Genomic DNA, 18,480 nt, shown 5'->3' on the forward strand with positions numbered 1-18,480 from the left:
GCCCCCCAGGTTTAGCCTGGGGGGCGCGGCACTCCGCGTTTTCGAGCGGGCGCAGAAGGAACGAGGCACCAATGACGGACCCTGTGACGCTGGACGGCGACAGCAAGATCGGCACGTTTGACGAGAAGCGCGCCGAGAACGCCGTCCGCGAGCTGCTCATCGCGGTGGGCGAGGACCCGGACCGCGAGGGCCTGCTGGAGACGCCGGCGCGTGTGGCACGGGCGTACAAGGAGCTGTTCGCCGGTCTCTGGCAGAAGCCCGAGGACGTGCTGACCACCACCTTCGACATCGGCCATGACGAGATGGTGCTGGTCAAGGGCATCGAGGTGGTCTCGAACTGCGAGCACCACCTCGTCCCGTTCGTCGGAGTGGCCCACGTCGGCTACATCCCGTCCACCGACGGCAAGATCACCGGGCTGTCCAAGCTGGCCCGGCTGGTCGATGTGTTCGCCCGGCGTCCGCAGGTCCAGGAGCGGCTGACCACGCAGATCGCGGACTCGCTGATGGAGATCCTGGAGCCGCGCGGGGTGATCGTGGTCATCGAGTGCGAGCACATGTGCATGACGATGCGCGGGGTGCGCAAGCCGGGTGCCAAGACGACCACCTCGGCGGTGCGCGGGCAGCTCCGCGACCCGGCGACCCGGGCCGAGGCGATGAGCCTGATACTGGCGCGCTGACCTGGCCTACCCGTAGCCCCCTCGCCCGGCGCGCCCCTGGCCCGCAGCGGTGCCCGTACGGCGAACGAGAAGCGGGANCGCCGCCCGCGCCCGCCAGACGTGGGAACTCGCCGCCGCGCAGCTCCCGGCCCCGCCGCCGGTCCGCCACGACCCCCGCCTCTACGCCGCGGAGCCCGCCGACGTCATCGCCGTCGTCCGGGCGCAGCACATGCTGCGGGCACCGGGCCGCTTTCGGCTGTGGGGCCGGGCGCCGTGGCGTCAGACCGAGAGGCGGTTGCCCATCCACTGGAGGGCGGCGGGGATCTCCCGGCGCCAGGTGTTGAAGTTGTGGCCGCCGCTGTCGAGGATGATCGACGCGACGCGGGACGGCGACTTGGTGCCCTCGATGAACTTGAGCGTGTTCTTGTAGTTGCCCTCGCCGTGCCTGCTGCTGGTGACCAGCAGGTTCACCGGGGGGCCGGGCAGGTGCTTCTGCCGCCACAGGAGGTCGTTCTCCCGCTTGAGCTGGGCGCTGCCGCCGAAGAGGTCGCCGGTGGTGGTGTCGATGGGCGCCTTGTAGTCACCGGAGAGGGCGACGGCCGTGGAGAACGCGTTGGGGTGGCGCATGGTCATCTTCAGGGCGCAGTAGCCGCCGGTGGAGTCGCCCATGATGCCCCAGCTCTTGGCGTCCTTGCCGATGCGGTACTCGCTGGAGAGGCTGTGGCGCAGGTCCTGGGTGAAGAACGTCTCGGTCTGCGGACCGCGCGGTATGTCCACGCACTCGGTGTCCCGGGGCGGGGCGACGGTGGGCCGCATCATCACGAGGACGGTCGGCTGCATGCTCTGTTCCCGGAGCATGTCGAACTGGGTCTGCGGGTAGTGCAGCTTCTTGTAGAGCGCCTCGGCGGTGCCCGGGTAGCCGGTGAGGATCACCGCCGCGGGGAACTTCTTGTTCGCGTACCGCTGCTGAAAGTACTGCGGCGGCAGGTAGACGTACGCCGGGCTGTTGATCTTGGACTTCTGCCCGTGGACGAGCACCTTGTCGAGCCGGCCGGCGGTGGTCGGCATCGAGGCGCCCTGGATGCTCAGGCGCTCGTTGCCCAGCATCTTCAGGTTGGTGCCGTTCGGTCCGGACTTGTAGTTGGTGACGATGCCGGGCTGCTGCTCCTGGCCGAAGAGGTCGGCCCAGGAGGCGTAGAAACCGAACATGTTGTTCGCGAACAGGCCGATCGCCGCGAAGAGCGAGATCTGCGTGGCGAAGAGCAGCCCGATGCGGCCGAGCACCGCGCGCCAGTTCCCCTTGGACAGCCGCGGCCACAGCCATACCGTGAGGGCGAACAGTGCCACCGCGAACAGGATGGCAAGAAGCAGCACTTTCTTGCTGGTGAGACCCATGTGGTGCTTTCTTCCGGGCGGCCGGGCCATCCGTACCGCAAGTGGAACCCCGAGCCCTATGACGCCGTCATACAGGGCGCAAAAGTCCAGATGCTGCGACTAGGCTCGCACGTTCTCTCGACCGGGGCGACGGGAAAGTGATGTCTGACAGGCTAGATGGCGAAAAGTCGGAGACGGTTGCGTGGCGTGCGCCACGCTGGCTCCGTGGCCCACGGTCCGAGACGGTACCGGGCCTCGTCGGGACGGCCGGAGTGGTGGTCGGACTGCTGAATCTGGTCGCCGGTATCTTCCCGCGCTTCCGGTACAGCCGGGTGCACGCGGTGGCCGAGGTGCTGCCGGGCGCGGTGAGCCCGCTGGCGGCCTCCGCCTCCCTTGTCGTCGGCATTCTCCTGCTCCTTCTGGCTCACGGGCTCAAGCGTCGCAAGCGGCGGGCGTGGGGTGCGGCGGTGGCACTGCTCCCCTTCGGGATCGCCGCTCAGCTCGTGTACCGCCACTCCGTTTTCGGAGCGGTGCTCTCGCTGGCGCTGCTGGTGTTCCTGCTGTGGCACCGCCGGGAATTCGCGGCCCTGCCCGACCCGCGCAGCCGCTGGAAGGCGGTGGCCAACCTCGTCGTCCTCGGCGGTGTCAGTTTCGGCATCGGCATGGTGATCGTCAGCTCCCATCCGCACAAGATCGTCGGCTCGCCCTCCTTCTGGGAGCGCGCCGAACACGTTCTCTGGGGCCTCGTCGGCTTCGAGGGACCCGTCAGCTACACCAACGGCGTTGACTACACCGTCGGTTACTCCCTCGGCGCACTCGGTCTGCTGACCGCCGCCACCACCGCGTACCTCGCCTTCCGGCCCGAGCACCCCGCGGCGCGGCTGACCGACGAGGACGAGCAGCGGCTGCGGGAGCTGCTGACCAGGCACGGCGGCCGGGACTCGCTCGGCTACTTCGCGCTGCGCCGGGACAAGGGCGCGGTCTTCTCCCCGTCCGGCAAGGCCGCGGTCTGCTACCGGGTGATCTCCGGGGTGATGCTCGCCAGCGGCGACCCGATCGGGGACGTCGAGGCGTGGCCGGGTGCCATCGAGCGCTTCATGGAGGAGGCGCGGGCGCACTCCTGGACCCCGGCGGTCACCGGGTGCAGCGAGACCGGCGGCCAGGTGTGGACCCGGGAGACCGGGATGGACGCCCTGGAACTCGGCGACGAGGCGATCGTGGACGTCGCCGACTTCAGCCTCTCCGGGCGCGCGATGCGCAACGTCCGGCAGATGGTCAAGCGCATCGAGCGCAACGGCTACGAGACCCGGGTACGGCGGGTGCGCGATCTGGAGCCCGAGGAGCTGGAGCGTATCCAGAAGGCCGCCGACGCCTGGCGGGACACCGACACCGAGCGCGGCTTCTCCATGGCGCTGGGCCGGATCGACGCGGCGGCCGACGGCGACGCGGTGATCGCCACCGCGCACCTGGCACCCGCCGAGGGCGAGGAGGCCGGGCCGTACGGGGACCTGAAGGCGATGCAGCACTTCGTGCCGTGGGGCCGGGACGGAATCTCCCTGGAGCTGATGCGGCGGGACCGCGGCGCGGACCCCGGGATGAACGAGCTGCTGATCGTCGCCGCGCTGCAGGCGGCGCCGGACCTCGGGATCAGGCAGATGTCGCTGAACTTCGCGGTCTTCCGCTCCTCCCTGGAGCGCGGCGAGAAGCTGGGCGCGGGGCCGGTCGTCCGGCTCTGGCGGGCGATGCTGATCTTCCTGTCCCGCTGGTACCAGATCGAGTCGCTCTACAAGTTCAACGACAAGTTCCAGCCACGCTGGGAGCCGCGATTCGTGGTCTTCCGCAACAGCCGGGACATTCCGCGGATCGGACTCGCGGCGCTCCAGGCCGAGGGCTATCTGGAGCTGGGGCTGCCGCGCGCGCTGCGCCGCCGCAACGCGCCCGAGCCGCGGCCGTGCGCCCATGAGGAGCAGAGCGTGCTGGCGGCCGGTGCGCTGGAGAAGGTCGCGTAGCGGCATCCCGTACGGCATCCCGTACGGCGCACCGGGCGGACCGGGCGACGGGCCCGCCCCACGGGGGATCCGGCCAGTGGGCGGCGGCAATCCGGCCGGTCGGCACACGGCCTACGCTGGTGCCATGAGTACCTTGCGTGGCCGGGTGGCCGGACTGCCGGACTGGGACCGCTGCGCGGTGATGGGCGTCGTGAATGTGACGCCCGATTCGTTCTCCGACGGCGGCCTGTGGTTCGACACCGAACTCGCCGTCAAACACGGTCTGGACCTCGTGGCGCAGGGCGCGGACATGGTGGACGTCGGCGGCGAGTCGACCCGCCCCGGCGCGGCCCGGGTGGACGAGGGCGAGGAACTGCGCCGGGTCGTCCCGGTGGTCCGGGAGCTGGCCGCGGCCGGTGTCGTGGTCTCCGTCGACACGATGCGCGCCTCGGTCGCCGAGGAGGCCGTGGAGGCCGGGGCGTGCCTGGTCAACGACGTGAGCGCGGGCGCCGCGGATCCGGACATGGTGCCGGTGGTCGCCTCCCACCACGTCCCGTTCGTGGTGATGCACTGGCGCGGCCAATCCATCGACATGAACAACCGCGCGGTGTACGGGGACGTCGTCGGCGAGGTCGTCGACGAGCTGGCGCGGAGCATGGAGCGCGCGGTCGCCGGCGGCATCGACCCGGAGCGGATTGTCATAGACCCGGGCCTGGGCTTCGCCAAGGACGCCGGGCACGACCTGGCGCTGGTGGCCCAACTGCCGCGGCTGCGGGCGCTTGGCCGGCCGCTGCTGGTGGCCGCTTCGAGAAAACGGTTCCTGGGCAGGGTGCTGGCAGGCGGCGAGGGTGCCGCTCCACCGCCGGCCCGGGAGCGCGATGCCGCGACCGCGGCGGTGTCGGCGATCGTGGCGCGAGAGGGGGCCTGGGCGGTGCGGGTGCACGAGGTCAGGGCGAGCGCGGACGCGGTGCGGGTGGCCCGTGCTGTCGAGGACGCGGCAGAAGCGGCGGAGGCGGCCGGGGGCAGCGGTGCGTCCGGTGCGGGTGTGGCGAGCGGTACGACGACGGTGAACACGACGGGGACGAAGTGAGCGGGTTGGGCCCACGGACGGACATCGAGCTGGTCGAGCAGGCGAACACCACGCTGTACGAGACCATCGAGCGCGGGGATCACGAGGCGCTGTCCGAGCTGTGGTTGGACGGTCAGGTGAGCGTGGTCCACCCGGGGTGGCCGGTGCTGCGCGGGCGCGGGGAGGTGCTCCGCTCGTACGCGCTGATCATGGCGAACACCGAGTACATCCAGTTCTTCCTGACGGATGTGGAGATCGACGTCATCGGCGACACCGCCCTGGTGACGTGCACGGAGAACATCCTCAGCGGCGGCCCGGCCGAGGACGACGGCTCGGTGGGGCCGCTGATCGGCCAGCTGGTCGTGGCGACCAACGTCTTCAAGCGCACGGAGGACGGCTGGCGGGTCTGGTCGCACCACGGGTCACCGGTGCTGGCGGACCGCGAGGACGACGAGGACGAGGACGACGACGAGAGCGAGGAGAACGGCCCCGCGGGCGCCATGTGAGCGGATGCACAAGCGCCGGCTCCGGGCCCGGCCGGTCGCCGGCGTCCCGGCGTCAGCGCGCCGGTCTGGGCGCACCCGTTCGAGCCAAGTGCCGTACGGGTAGGGGTGGGGCGGGAGATCGCGGGTAAGAGGCGCGCGGACGATCTCCCGCTCTCCCTGCCGGGCTGCCTGCGCGACGCGGCTTAGCAGCAGAACGGGGCCTTGTCCATAGCCCCCATGGGCGAGCAATGTCGGTGCTCGCAGGTAGATTCGAACAGGGCAGCGCTGCCGGACGCGTCTGGTGGCTGCCCGGAATCCGACGAACAGTGGCGCCAGAGGTGCCGGACCAGTGGGAGTGATTCGCGTGGATCGTGTCGCGCTGCGTGGGCTGAAGGCCAGGGGGCACCACGGGGTGTTCCCCCGGGAGCGCGAGGAAGGCCAGACCTTCATCGTGGACCTGGTGCTCGGCCTGGACACCCGCCCGGCGGCGGCCTCCGACGATCTCGGGAAGACCGTCCACTACGGCGTCGTCGCCGAGGAGGTGGTGGCCGTCGTCGAAGGCGAGCCCGTCGACCTCATCGAGACCCTGGCGGAGCGCATCGCCGACCAGTGCCTGAAGCACGAGGGGGTGCACGAGGTGGAGGTGGTGGTCCACAAGCCGGACGCACCGATCACCGTCCCCTTCGATGACGTGACCATCACCATCACTCGGAGTCGAGCATGAAACCCACCCGCCACCCCACCCCCGTTCCCGGCGGCGCGGGCGCGTCCCGCCCCGCCCCCGCCGACCACTTCGGTGACCCGACCGTCCAGCCGGTGCCCGCCTCCGTGGTGGAGCAGGTGGACGCCGCCGATGTGACGCTCTCCAACCCCAAGCGCGCCGTGATCTCGTTGGGCAGCAATCTCGGCAACCGCCTGGAGACCCTCCAGGGCGCCGTGGACGCGCTGGAGGACACCCCCGGACTGCGGGTCAAGGCCGTCTCGCCGGTGTACGAGACCGAGCCGTGGGGCGTCGAAGCCGATTCGCAGCCGTCGTATTTCAACGCCGTGGTGCTGATCAAGACGACGCTGCCGCCGGAGTCCCTGCTGGAGCGCGGGCACGCCATCGAGGAAGCCTTCGAGCGGGTGCGGGACGAGCGCTGGGGGCCGCGCACGATCGACGTGGACATCCTCGCCTACCAGGACGTGGTCTCCCAGGACCCCCGGCTGACGCTGCCGCATCCGCGCGCCCATGAGCGGGCGTTCGTCCTGGTGCCGTGGCACGACGTCGATCCGGCGGCGGAGGTCCCCGGGCGCGGTGCGGTGGCCGCGCTGCTGTCGGCCGTCGGCAGCGCGGGCGTGACCCGTCGCACGGACCTGGAACTGCGGCTGCCGGAGTAGTCGTTAGGGTTGCGGGTCGGTCGCGTACGGCGACGACGCGGCGGGATGCCGGGGTGCGCTGATCTACTGAGGCGTGCGCCCGGCGCGGTGCCGCGTCGACGCGCGCGTACGGGACGGACTCGCGGCCATGCCGGCAGGCATGGCCCAAGACGGCAGACGGAGCCATCGCGGCAGGCATGGCCGGAACGGTACGAGGGGCGATCGCTCGGTGAAGCAGCTACGGATCAAGGTGCTGGTCGGGCTGTTCGTGGTGGCCGGGGTCCTGGCCTGGGCGGGCGCCCGGCTGTGGGACTCCTACGGGACGCTGCCCGGTGTGCCGGTGGCGGCGCCGATCGTGCTGGCGCTGATCGCCGTGGTGCTGGCCGCCATGGCGGTCTCGATCCGGTCGGGGCTGCGGGCCCAGCGGGAGCGGCGGCCGGACGCGAAGGGCATCGATCCGCTGATGGCCGCCCGCGCGGTGATCTGCGGCCAGGCGAGCGCGCTGGTGGCGTCCCTGGTCGCCGGGCTGTACGGCGGGGTCGGGGTCTTCCTGCTGACCTCCGGGCTGGACGTCGGTCCGCGCCGCACCCAGGCGATCTACGCCGGGCTGTCGGTGCTGGCCGGTGCCGCGGTGATCGCCGCGGCGATGTTCCTGGAGCGGGTCTGCAAGCTGCCGGAGGGCGGCGAGGGTGACGACGACGGCCCGGGGGCGGCGCGGGCGTAGGGCCGATCCGGGCCCGGCCCATCGGACCGACACCGGCCACGGGCGCGGGGGGGGGGGGGGGAACNCGGGTCTGCAAGCTGCCGGAGGGCGGCGAGGGTGACGACGACGGCCCGGGGGCGGCGCGGGCGTAGGGCCGATCCGGGCCCGGCCCATCGGACCGACACCGGCCACGGGCGCGTCGGGGCGGATCGCCCCGACGCCGCGCCGGAGCCCCGCATCAGGCTCCCGGGGACGCGTCGGCTCCCGGGACCGTGTCGAGGGCGACCTCGCCGCGCGGGGTGCCGGCGGCGTCCGCGGTGGTGGCCCGGCGCAGTGCGGAGTGCAGCCGGGCGGGGGTGAGAACGCCCAGGTGACGGTCGCCGTCGCGGACCGCTATCCATCCGGCGTCGTGCTGGAGCATCGTGCTGAGCGCCTGCCGCAGCGGCGCCCCCAGCGGCAGCCAGGCGTCCATCCGGCGGGCGTGCGCGCGGACGGTGGCGTCCTGCGGGGCGGGCTCCCCGGCGGTACCGGTGAGGGCGGTGGCCGGGACCCAGCCGTACGGGGATCCGTCGCCGTCCAGGACGACCGCCCAGGGGGCGCCGGCGGCGGCGAGCCGTTCGGCGGCCCGCTCGGCGGGGTCGTCCGCGCGGACCACCGGCGGCTCTTCGAGGTCGGCGGGCTCGACGGGGGTGACCGAGAGGCGCTTGAGACCGCGGTCGGCGCCGACGAACTCCGCGGTGTACGGGGTGGCCGGGGCGCCCAGGACGGTCGCGGGGGTGTCCAGCTGCTCGATGCGCCCGGCACCGTAGACGGCGATGCGGTCGCCGAGGCGGACCGCCTCCTCGATGTCGTGGGTGACGAACAGGACCGTCTTGTGGAGCGTGGACTGGAGCCGCAGGAACTCGTTCTGTAGGTGCTCGCGGACGACCGGGTCGACCGCGCCGAACGGCTCGTCCATCAGCAGTACGGGCGGGTCGGCGGCGAGCGCGCGGGCGACGCCGACGCGCTGGCGCTGGCCGCCGGAGAGCTGGTCGGGGTAGCGGTCGCCGTACACCGACGGGTCCAGGCCGACCAGGTCGAGGAGTTCGGCGGCGCGGGCGCGGGCCTGCTTGCGGGGGCGGCCGAGGAGGTGCGGGACGGTGGCGGTGTTGTCGAGGACGGTCTTGTGGGGGAAGAGGCCGACCTGCTGGATGACATAGCCGATGCGGCGGCGCAGTTCGACGGGGTCGGCGGCGGCGATGTCCTCGCCGTCGAGGAGGATGCGTCCGCCGGTGGGCTCGATGAGCCGGTTCACCATCTTCATGGTCGTGGTCTTGCCGCAGCCCGACGGGCCTACGAGGGTGATGAGTTCACCCTCGGCGACCTCGAAGGAGAGGTCGTCGACGGCCGTGGTGCCGTCGGCGTAGCGCTTGGTGACGTGCTCGAAGCGGATCAAGGTTCCCCCCTGTGTCGACGGCCCATTGTGTACAGATCGCGCGGGGCCGGTCGTGAACGGGGTGTTGCGAGTGGACACCGGGCCGGGCCGATTGTCAGTGCCGGGGGTTAGGGTCGCAGACAGTCACCGGAAATGTGAGCGAGCGGGGCGGGGGAGGTGACGACGGGTGGACGTAGCGGCGAGTGCGGCGGCCGCGGCGGGCGTGCTGACGGGGGCTCGGAGCCTGGCGTCGGGCGGTGGGCCGAGCTGCCTGGAGGCGAACGACTGGATCTGCGGTGAGTATCTGCGCACCCGGAGCCAGGAGTTGGTGGACGCCACGGTCCAGCATGTCGGCATCACGGTCGTATCCGTGCTCATCGGGCTGCTGGTCGCCTTTCCGCTGGCGCTGCTGGCCCGGCGCCGACGGGGCGCCGCGGCCCCGGTGCTGGGGCTGACGACGGTGCTGTACACGGTCCCGTCGCTGGCGATGTTCGCGCTGCTGACGCCGGTGTTCGGCGTCTCGCCCGCGGTGGTCGTCACGGGTCTGGTGATGTATTCGCTGACGATCCTGGTACGCAACATCCTCGCCGGCCTGGAGGCGGTCCCCGCCGAGGTGCGGGAGGCGGCGCGCGGGATGGGCTACGGCTCCGCGCGGCTGCTGTTCGAGGTGGAACTCCCGCTCGCGCTGCCCGCGTTGGTGGCCGGGCTGCGGATCGCCACGGTCTCGACGGTGGCGATGACGACCATCGGCTCGGTCGTCGGGTACGGCGGGCTGGGCAATCTCATAGCCAGCGGCATGGAGGGCTTCTTCAAGGCCGAGGTGCTGACGGCGTCGGTGCTGTGCGTGCTGCTCGCGCTCGTGGCCGATCTGCTGCTGATGGGCCTTCAGCGGCTGCTGACGCCGTGGACGCGGGGGCGGGCGCGGGCCGGGGGCCGGTTCCGGCGCACGGCGGGCGCGGCGAAGACGGTGGGGTGAGCGATGGACGCGATCACGGGCGCCTGGCAGTGGCTGACGACGGCCGCCAACTGGGCCGGGGAGAAAGGGGTGTGGCACCGCCTCGGCGAGCACCTCTACCTCAGCGGGCTGTGCCTGCTGATCTCCTGTCTGATAGCCCTGCCGGTGGCGCTCTGGCTGGGGCACCTCGGCAAGGGCGGCGCGCTGGCGGTGAATCTCTCCAACGTGGGGCGCGCGGTGCCGACGTTCGCGGTCCTGGTGCTGCTGACACTGAGTCCGTTGGGAACCCACGGCGACTGGCCGACGATCATCGCGCTGGTGCTGTTCGCGGTGCCGCCGCTGCTGACCAACGCCTATCTGGGCATGCGGGAGGCGGACCGCGATGTGGTCGAGGCGGCGCGTGGGATGGGCATGTCGGGGCCGCAGCTCCTGCTGCGGGTCGAGATACCGCTCGCCTACCCGCTGATCATGACGGGGCTGCGCTCGGCCGCGGTCCAGGTGGTCGCCACGGCGACCCTGGCCGCCCTGGCCGGCGGCGGCGGGCTGGGCCGCATCATCACCGCGGGGTTCGGCAACTACGACACCGCGCAGGTGGTCGCCGGCGCGGTGCTGGTGGCGGTGCTCGCGCTGGTGGTGGAGGGGACGCTGGTGCTGGTGGACCGGGGCTGCGATCCGATGCGGGGGCGGCGGCGCCGGGCGAAGGGCCCGCGCGCGGGGGAGGAGGGCCCAACGGGCCGCGATGCGGAGCGTATTGACGGTGACGTTGCCGGGGCCGGGGCCGGCGGTGGCGGAGGCGTGGAACGGCAGGCCGGCGACGGCGAGGTGGCCGCGGTGCGGAAACCCGCCTGACGGGGAGCGACGGGCCTGCCGTGCCGCGGCCGCGGCGCACCCGTACCGCGCCCATGGCGCCCCGTGCGGCGGCCACCGTACGGGGCGCCCCGTATACCCCGTGCCCGCCGTCGCGGCGAAGCCTGCAGCACCCGGCAGCCGGCCCGGCACCGACCCGACATGTATCGACCGACTGGATGCGAACGAACGGAATGGTGAATTCCATGAGCAGCACATCGCGCACGGCGCGTACCGCGGTTGTCGCGGGGACGGTGATGGCGCTGGCGGCCGGCCTGGCCGCATGCGGCAAGAGCCTGGAGGAGCAGGGCGGCGGCACGGGCAAGGGCGGCGGGAAGGGGGAGATCGTCGTCGGCTCGGCCGGTTTCACCGAGTCAAAGGTGCTCGCCGAGATCTATTCCGGACTCCTCGACGATGCCGGTTACCACGCACGTGTGCAGACGCTGGCCAATCGCGAGCTGTATGAGCCGGCCCTGGAGAAGGGCCAGCTCGATGTCGTTCCGGAATATGCCTCCACCCTCGCGGAATTCCTCAACGCCAAGAAGAACGGCCCCAAGGCGAAGCCCGTCGCGTCCGGCGACATCGGCAAGACGGTGGCGGCACTCACGGCACTCGCCGGGCCGCGCGGTCTGAAGGTGCTGCCGGTGGGCAGGGCCACGGATCAGAACGCGTTCGCGGTCACCAGGGAATTCGCCGCCAAGTACCACCTGAAGACCCTCTCCGACCTGGGCGGATCCCAGCAGAAGATCAAGCTCGCGTCGGGTGAGGAGTGCGAGACGCGGGTGTTCTGCAAGCCGGGCCTGGAGAAGACCTACGGCATCGACATCGCTGCCCTCGACCCCAAGGGCGTGGGGACCACGCAGGCCAAGCAGGCGGTCAAGGACGGTACCGACCAGCTGGTGCTCACCACGACCACGGACGCCACTCTCGACAACTTCGGGCTGGTGCTTCTGGAGGACGACAAGAAGCTCCAGAACGCCGACAATGTGCTGCCGGTGGTGAATGCCAAGAGGGCCGGTGACAAGGAGATAGAGTCCGCTCTCGGCAAGCTCACGAGTGTGCTGACGACCGAGGACTTGATCAACTTGAACCGCAAGGTCGATGCCGAGCGCCTCAAGCCCGCGGATGTAGCGCGGGCATATTTGGAGTCCAAGGGGCTGGTCAAGAAGTAACCAGCGGGAAACGGATTGGCATGCGGGGCCCCATAGGTCCCGCACGCACGGTAAGTTTCTGGCCATGTCACGAGGACGCCACCGCCATTCACCACCCCTCCACCGGCTGCTTCCTCCATCGACGGTCGCCGGTGCGTCAATTGCCTGCGCCGCGGGCGCGTGGTTCGTCGGCGACGACCTCGTGCAACGGGTGCTCGCCGCCGGCGCCGCGGCTGCCGCGGTCACCGGGGCCGTACTCCTGCGGACCTGGGACCGCAAGGCCGGCAAGCGGGTCGCCGATCTCACGCGTGCCCGGGCGCGCGACGAGTGGCGCACCGAGGAGCGGATAGCCGAGCTCGAAACGGACGTCGAGGAATCGCGTGAGATCCGCGCCGCCCTGGACACCAAACTCCGCGCCAAGCGCGCCGAATTGGCCCGGCTGCGCAGCGAACACGCCGAGCTGCTGCGCCGTTACGCCACCGCCGAGACCGAGCGCGCCAGCGCCCTGGAGGGCCGCCGGCTGCTCGCCATCGAGGCCGGCGCCCCGGACGCCCCGGATGCTCCGGACACCGCGAAGTCCGCGAAGTCCGTGAACGGCGCGAACGCTGCGGACGCCGCCAAGGGCGCGGACCGGGCCGAGACCGCGGACGTGGCCGCCGCGGCGGCGTCCGGCAGCGGTCTGCTCCTGGCCCGGCGCGAGTCCGCGAACGGTGCGGACCGGGCTCCGGCCCGGAGGACCGCCACGTTCGCGGAGGCGGACCGCGCACTGTGCCGGCTGGCCACCAACGCCGCCCGGCAGCGCGAGGCAGCCGGGAACCGGCGGTCGCAGTCCCGGCCGAAGGGCCGCGCCGAGGCCCCGGTTCCGGCGCAGGCCAAGGCGGCGGGCGGCCGTCACGCCAAGGAGAGCCAGGACGGTGGGAACGGCCAGGGGAAGCACGAGGCCGCCGGCCAGGGGAAGCCCGGGGCGGCGGTCGCGCAGCGTACGGGCGGTGACGCGCAGGCCACCCGTACGGGCACTCCCGGCGGACTGGCGCTCCGCCCGGTACCGGCCGCCGCCGCTGCCATCGCACCGCCCCGCCCGACCGTGACCCGCACGCTGGGCGGCTTCGACTTCTTCGGCAACGCGAGCGTCGCGCCCCGGCAGCTGACCGCGCCGCTGGAAGACGATCTGGCGGACGTCGTCGGCGACGAGGCGGTCGCGGAGCAGTCGGCGCGGGCCGAGGCCCGTACGGCCCGTACGGAGGCCGCAGAGGGGGCGCGTACGGCCGAGGCGGCCGAGGAGACTGACGAGGCCGACGCGGTGCGTCCGGAGGGCGGTGCCGACGGGGCCGCGGCGGACGCCCCGTCTGCCGACGGTGCAGCGACTGTCGCCCCGTCTGCCGACGGCGCGACGACTCACGGCGCCGGCGAGGTCATCGACCTGACCGCACACGACGAGACCGAGCAGCTCGATCTCGCCGAACTGCGCAGCGCGATCTCCTGACGGCGGGCACGAGCACACCGTCACACGCTTCGGGGCCGTCCACAGCCTGTGGACGGCCCCGAAGCGTTCGTCTGCCCGCGTCTGCCGGGTCTTCCGCGCCTGCCGCGTTCCCCGAAGCGGCCCGCGAGCCGTCGACGACCCGCCGCACGGGCCGACGGCGCCAACCGCGCCGACCCGCCGCCTACTTGTCGATGTCCCCGACCACGAAGAACAGCGACCCCAGGATGGCGACCATGTCGGCGACCAGGGTGCCCGGCAGCAGCTCCGTCAGCGCCTGGATGTTGTTGTACGACGCGGAGCGGAGCTTGAGGCGGTACGGGGTCTTCTCGCCCTTGGAGACCAGGTAGTAGCCGTTGATGCCGAGCGGGTTCTCGGTCCAGGCGTAGGTCGTGCCCTCCGGGGCCTTGAGGACCTTGGGGAGCCGCTGGTTGATCGGGCCGGGCGGCAGCTCCGCGACACGGTCCAGGCAGGCGTCGGCGAGGGCGAGGGAGTTGTGGGTCTGCTCCAGCAGGCACTCGAAGCGGGCCAGGCAGTCGCCCTCCTCCCTGGTGACCACCTTGAGCGTGGACCGGAGATCGCCGTACGCGAGATACGGCTCGTCGCGCCGCAGGTCGAAGTCGACGCCGGACGCGCGGGCGACCGGCCCGGAGACGCCGTACGCGTGCACCGTCTCGCGGGCGAGCACGCCGATGCCGCGGGTACGGCCGCGGAAGATCTCGTTGCCCAGGACCAGGTCGTCGAAGACGCCCATACGGGAGCGGACGTCGGCGACGGCCTGCCGGGCGCGGCCGAGCCAGCCCGCCGGCAGGTCCTCCTTGAGGCCGCCGACGCGGTTGAACATGTAGTGCATGCGGCCGCCGGAGATCTCCTCCATGACGGTTTGCAGCTCCTCGCGCTCCCGGAAGGCGTAGAACACCGGCGTGATGCCGCCCAGCTCCAAGGGATACGAGCCGAGGAACATCAGGTGGTTCAGGACGCGGTTCAGCTCGGCGAGCAGCGTACGCGTCCAGACGGCGCGCTCGGGCACCTCCATGCCGAGCATCCGCTCGACCCCGAGGACCACGCCCAGCTCGTTGGAGAACGCCGACAGCCAGTCGTGGCGGTTGGCGAGCATGATGATCTGGCGGTAGTCGCGCGCCTCGAAGAGCTTCTCCGCACCGCGGTGCATGTAGCCGATCACCGGCTCGGCATGCTGGATGCGCTCGCCGTCCAGGACGAGGCGCAGCCGCAGCACACCGTGCGTGGAGGGGTGCTGCGGGCCGATGTTCAGCACCATGTCGGTGCTCTCCGCCGCGCCGCCGATGCCGACCGTCGTCTCCGTCATGGGGACAGTGTCGCAGGGCGCGGGCGCGGTGCGGCGGCTGAGGGGGGCCGGGACCGGCCGCCCCCGAAGGCCCGGAACCTCAGGCAACGCCCCTGGTGAGCAGCCCCGCACAGGACGCGCCGACCGGCTCCAGGAGCCAGCCGAAGCCGCCCAGCCCCGCCGGATCGGTCAGCTCCGCGGCGGCGCCCGCCGAGCCGAGGGCCCGTACGTACCCCGTGGGATCGGTGCCGGCCAGGGACAGCGGCGGACGCCGGCCGGACACGCCCAGGGCGTGCAGCGCGGCCCGCTGGGTCAGCTGCTCGGCCCCCGGTCCGGCGCAGGCGTCCAGGGCGACATGCGCGGTGATGTCGCAGCTGCCGTCCGGGACGGGGCGCACCTCGCGGCCCGCGCGGAAGCCGGCGAGGGTGCCGAAGAGCGGCCGGTCGGCGCGCCGGTGCGCATAGTCCACGGCGACCGCGAGCCCGGCCCGGAGCGTACGGACGGCGCGCGCCCACGCGGCGTCCCGGGGCCGGCCGATCTCGGCGCGCAGCCCGGGGGAGGGATCGGTGACGGCGGCCTCCGGCGCTGCTTCCGGCCACCAGCGGGCGAGCCATTCCGCGTCCGGGCCGGCGACCGGTTCGCCCAGCCGCTCCGTACCGTCCGCCCGTACGAGGACCCGGCGCGGGACGCCGTCCGCATCGGTCTCGACGACGTCCACCGGCACGTTGTCGAGCCATTCGTTGGCGAACAGCAGACCGGTGAGCGAGCCCGGCGCCGGCAGCTCGGCACACCACTCGATCCGCGGATCCAGGCCCTCGGGGCGGGCGGCGCGCTCGACGGCGTACGGGCGCAGCCGCGCGCCCACCTCCCCGGGCAGCGCGCCCAGCACCCCGCTCAGCAACTCGCCGCGGCCCGCACCCACATCGATCAGCGCCAGCTCGTCCGGCCGCCCGAGCGCGGCGTCGACGCGGCCGAGGAGCGAGGCGACGGCGCCGGCGTACAGCGGGGAGGCGTGGACGGAGGTACGGAAATGGCCGGCCGGACCGGGGCCGCCGGGCCGGGTGTAGAAGCCGCCGGGGCCGTAGAGCGCCTGCTCGGTCGCCTCCCGCCAGCCGCGCCAGCCACCGGACTCCGGCCGCGCACCAGGGCCGTCGTCGCCGATCGCCCCGCCCGGCCGGCCGCGCCGTTCCACTTTCGCCACGTCCCCACGTTCCTCGTTCCGCACGCTCCCCGTGCGCCGACTGCACAACGGTACGGGCTGTCAACCCACGGTATGGGGAGCCTCTGCCCGCCCGAGGCGGTGCGGGTACGGAAATGCCTGGTCACGGGCTTGCCGGAAGGCCCTGAGAGGCGTCCGGCTCCACGGCGCCCCCACACACCGACCCCCGGGCCGACACAATGGCGCATACGGCCTCCACCTTGGGGAGTAGGGCCCACGCAACAGGATCGCCCCTCCGGTTGACTCCTGTACCTGTCAGCGCTCCCTACGCTGGGTTACGTGCAGCGCTTCTATGACTTCTTCCGCAGGCACCCGACGGGAGTGGACACCTTCTGGTCCGTCCTCCTCTTCGGGTTCACCAGCATGTGGGTCATGACTCTGCGCGGCCCCCGGGAGCAGATCCCCGCCGCGGCCTTCACCATCGGCCTCTCCCTGGTCATCGCGCTGCGCCGCAAGTACCCGGTCAAGATGCTGCTGCTGACGACCGCCATCGGCGTCGGCCAGCTCATCCTGCACGTCACGCCCAACCCGGGCGACTTCGCGATGCTCGTGATCATCTACACCGTCGCCTCCGAGACGTCGGCCCGCCGGTGGGCCTCCCGCCTCGCACTCGCCGGCGCCTTCATCGGCCCCGTCCTCTCCCAGCTGCGCTTCCGGGACAGCCCCGGCCCGCTGCCGCTGTGGGCGACGCTGTTCCTCATGGTGCTGCTCACCGTGCCCTTCGTCCTGGCGTGGGTGCTCGGCGACTCCGTACGCACCCGCCGCGCCTACTGGGCACAACTGGAAGAGAAGGCCACCAGATTGGAAAAGGAACGCGAGGCCCAGTCCCGGATCGCGGTCGCCGCCGAGCGCGCCCGGATCGCCCGCGAGCTGCACGACGTCGTCGCGCACAACGTCTCGGTGATGGTCGTCCAGGCCGACGGCGCCGCCTACGTCCTCGACGCCGCACCCGACCAGGCCCGGCAGGCACTGGAGACGATCTCCGGCACCGGGCGCCAGGCGCTGGCCGAGATGCGCCGGCTGCTGGGCGTGCTCCGCACCGGCGAGCAGGCCGAGGGCGGCGAGTACGTACCCCAGCCCGGAGTGGAGCAGCTCGCCGACCTCATCGACCAGGTCCGGGGCGCCGGACTGCCCGTCGACTTCCGCGTGGTCGGCGAACCGCGCTCGCTGCCCAGCAGCGTCGAGCTGACCGCCTACCGCATCGTCCAGGAAGCGCTCACCAACGCCCGCAAGCACGGCGGCCCCGGCGTCAGCGCCACCGTCCGCCTCGCCTACCAGGACGATGACGTGGACGTGCTCGTCGAGGACGACGGCCGGGGCGCGCAGCACGAGCTCTACGAGGACGGCGGCTCGGACGGCCTCGGGCACGGGCTCATCGGCATGCGCGAGCGGGTCGGTATGGTCGGCGGCATCCTCGACGCGGGCCCGCGACCGGGTGGCGGCTTCCGGGTCAGCGCCCTACTGCCCCTCAAAGCGGGGCGGTGATCGCCTCCCCTCCGTCCGCCGCAGTTCCCCTGCCACAGTCCCCGCGCCACAGTTCCGGCCAACCCACACACCCCCACGCACCGCCCCACATCGCTCTCCGCCCCGCGCCATCCCCTACGCCCCCCTCTACACCCCCCTCTACACCCCCCTCTACGCCTCAACCGACCGACCCGTGAAGGGATCTCCCTGCCATGACCATCCGTGTGATGCTCGTCGACGACCAGGTGCTGTTGCGCACCGGCTTCCGGATGGTGCTGGCCGCGCAGCCCGACATGGAGGTCGTCGCCGAGGCGGGGGACGGGGCGCAGGCGCTGGAGGTGCTGCGCGGGACCGAGGTCGACGTGATCCTCATGGACGTCCGGATGCCGCAGCTCGACGGGGTGGAGGCCACCCGCCGGATCTGCGCGGGCGGGCAGCAGGAAGGCGCCCCGAAGGTGCTCATCCTGACCACCTTCGACCTGGACGAGTACGCCTTCTCCGCGCTGAAGGCCGGAGCCAGCGGCTTCATGCTCAAGGACGTGCCGCCCAGCGAGCTGCTCGCCGCGATCCGCGCGGTGCACAGCGGCGACGCCGTCGTCGCGCCGTCCACCACCCGCCGCCTCCTCGACCGCTTCACGCCGATGCTGCCCGCCACCGCCGCCGAGCCGGTGCGCCCCGAACTGGAGCGGCTGACGGACCGTGAGCGGGAGGTGCTGCTGCTGGTCGCGCAGGGGCTGTCGAACGGTGAGATCGCGGCGCGGCTGGTGCTGTCCGAGGCGACGGTCAAGACCCATGTGGGCCGGATCCTCACCAAGTTGAGCCTGCGGGACCGGGTCCAGGCCGTGGTACTGGCCTATGAGACGGGGCTGGTGCGGGCCGGGGGCGCGGGGGCGTAGGGCGTAGCGGGGCGTGAGGCGGGGCGGCGGGGAGGCGTGACGGGGTGGGTATGACGGGGGAGAGCTGAGGGGGGTGGGGGGAGCTGCCGCCAGCTTCCGCCGACTGGCGTCGCCG

At 72.3% G+C, this 18,480-nt stretch carries 17 protein-coding genes; 13 read left to right on the forward strand and 4 right to left on the reverse strand.

Features of this window, described 5'->3' with window-relative positions; all coding sequences use genetic code 11:
* Positions 1-71: 71 nt before the first annotated feature.
* Positions 72-677: a GTP cyclohydrolase I FolE gene (gene folE / locus ACO1BR_RS09945; protein ID WP_426794657.1), complete on the forward strand. Its 606-nt coding sequence runs from the start codon at positions 72-74 to the stop codon at positions 675-677.
* 258 nt (positions 678-935) lie between these two features.
* Here the strand turns inward: folE and ACO1BR_RS09950 are convergent, their stop codons facing one another.
* Entirely contained in the window at positions 936-2,051 is a 1,116-nt protein-coding gene (locus tag ACO1BR_RS09950; RefSeq protein ID WP_426794658.1) for an alpha/beta hydrolase, read from the reverse strand.
* Positions 2,052-2,191: 140 nt separating this feature from the next.
* Here ACO1BR_RS09950 and ACO1BR_RS09955 point away from each other — a divergent pair, with 140 nt between their 5' ends.
* The 6 genes from ACO1BR_RS09955 to ACO1BR_RS09980 all read left to right on the forward strand — a co-directional run bounded on the left by ACO1BR_RS09955 (position 2,192) and on the right by ACO1BR_RS09980 (position 7,655).
* Entirely contained in the window at positions 2,192-4,039 is a 1,848-nt protein-coding gene (locus ACO1BR_RS09955; RefSeq protein WP_426794659.1) for a phosphatidylglycerol lysyltransferase domain-containing protein, read from the forward strand.
* A gap of 124 nt (positions 4,040-4,163) precedes the next feature.
* Positions 4,164-5,108, forward strand: coding sequence for a dihydropteroate synthase (gene folP / locus ACO1BR_RS09960; protein WP_426794660.1), 945 nt, complete (start codon positions 4,164-4,166; stop codon positions 5,106-5,108).
* 5 nt (positions 5,109-5,113) lie between these two features.
* On the forward strand, positions 5,114-5,593 hold the full coding sequence (locus ACO1BR_RS09965) for a nuclear transport factor 2 family protein (protein ID WP_043265491.1): 480 nt from the start codon (positions 5,114-5,116) through the stop codon (positions 5,591-5,593).
* A gap of 343 nt (positions 5,594-5,936) precedes the next feature.
* Positions 5,937-6,296: a dihydroneopterin aldolase gene (folB, locus tag ACO1BR_RS09970; protein ID WP_159508773.1), complete on the forward strand. Its 360-nt coding sequence runs from the start codon at positions 5,937-5,939 to the stop codon at positions 6,294-6,296.
* Positions 6,293-6,952 carry a 2-amino-4-hydroxy-6-hydroxymethyldihydropteridine diphosphokinase gene (gene folK / locus ACO1BR_RS09975; protein WP_426794661.1) on the forward strand — a complete coding sequence of 220 codons (660 nt, stop codon included), beginning with the start codon at positions 6,293-6,295 and terminating at the stop codon, positions 6,950-6,952. Before folB ends, folK begins: the two co-directional genes overlap by 4 nt.
* Before the next feature lie 208 nt (positions 6,953-7,160).
* Positions 7,161-7,655 carry a DUF3180 domain-containing protein gene (locus ACO1BR_RS09980; RefSeq protein WP_426794662.1) on the forward strand — a complete coding sequence of 165 codons (495 nt, stop codon included), beginning with the start codon at positions 7,161-7,163 and terminating at the stop codon, positions 7,653-7,655.
* A gap of 217 nt (positions 7,656-7,872) precedes the next feature.
* Here ACO1BR_RS09980 and ACO1BR_RS09985 read toward each other — a convergent pair whose 3' ends face one another.
* The gene (locus tag ACO1BR_RS09985; RefSeq protein WP_426794663.1) at positions 7,873-9,069 is read right to left on the reverse strand and encodes an ABC transporter ATP-binding protein; all 1,197 of its coding nucleotides are present in this window, start codon (positions 9,067-9,069) and stop codon (positions 7,873-7,875) included.
* 223 nt (positions 9,070-9,292) lie between these two features.
* Between ACO1BR_RS09985 and ACO1BR_RS09990 the strand changes: the two genes are divergently transcribed.
* From ACO1BR_RS09990 to ACO1BR_RS10005, 4 genes are all read left to right on the forward strand, one after another.
* Entirely contained in the window at positions 9,293-10,024 is a 732-nt protein-coding gene (locus ACO1BR_RS09990) for an ABC transporter permease (protein WP_426794721.1), read from the forward strand.
* 3 nt (positions 10,025-10,027) lie between these two features.
* On the forward strand, positions 10,028-10,852 hold the full coding sequence (locus tag ACO1BR_RS09995) for an ABC transporter permease (RefSeq protein ID WP_426794664.1): 825 nt from the start codon (positions 10,028-10,030) through the stop codon (positions 10,850-10,852).
* Between the two features lie 203 nt (positions 10,853-11,055).
* The gene (locus ACO1BR_RS10000) at positions 11,056-12,021 is read left to right on the forward strand and encodes an ABC transporter substrate-binding protein (RefSeq protein WP_426794665.1); all 966 of its coding nucleotides are present in this window, start codon (positions 11,056-11,058) and stop codon (positions 12,019-12,021) included.
* Positions 12,022-12,085: 64 nt separating this feature from the next.
* Positions 12,086-13,483 carry a hypothetical protein gene (locus ACO1BR_RS10005; protein WP_426794666.1) on the forward strand — a complete coding sequence of 466 codons (1,398 nt, stop codon included), beginning with the start codon at positions 12,086-12,088 and terminating at the stop codon, positions 13,481-13,483.
* A 181-nt stretch (positions 13,484-13,664) separates the two neighbouring features.
* Here the strand turns inward: ACO1BR_RS10005 and ACO1BR_RS10010 are convergent, their stop codons facing one another.
* On the reverse strand, positions 13,665-14,807 hold the full coding sequence (locus tag ACO1BR_RS10010) for an NADH-quinone oxidoreductase subunit D (protein WP_426794667.1): 1,143 nt from the start codon (positions 14,805-14,807) through the stop codon (positions 13,665-13,667).
* 79 nt (positions 14,808-14,886) lie between these two features.
* Positions 14,887-15,948, reverse strand: a complete 1,062-nt coding sequence (locus ACO1BR_RS10015; RefSeq protein WP_426794722.1) for an SAM-dependent methyltransferase — start codon at positions 15,946-15,948, stop codon at positions 14,887-14,889.
* A 336-nt stretch (positions 15,949-16,284) separates the two neighbouring features.
* Here ACO1BR_RS10015 and ACO1BR_RS10020 point away from each other — a divergent pair, with 336 nt between their 5' ends.
* Complete coding sequence (locus ACO1BR_RS10020) at positions 16,285-17,490, forward strand: sensor histidine kinase (protein ID WP_426794668.1); 1,206 nt, start codon at positions 16,285-16,287, stop codon at positions 17,488-17,490.
* Between the two features lie 191 nt (positions 17,491-17,681).
* Entirely contained in the window at positions 17,682-18,365 is a 684-nt protein-coding gene (locus ACO1BR_RS10025) for a response regulator (protein WP_426794669.1), read from the forward strand.
* Positions 18,366-18,480 lie beyond the last annotated feature (115 nt).

This window comes from Streptomyces sp. YGL11-2 (assembly GCF_050054615.1).
Lineage (GTDB): Bacteria > Actinomycetota > Actinomycetes > Streptomycetales > Streptomycetaceae > Streptomyces.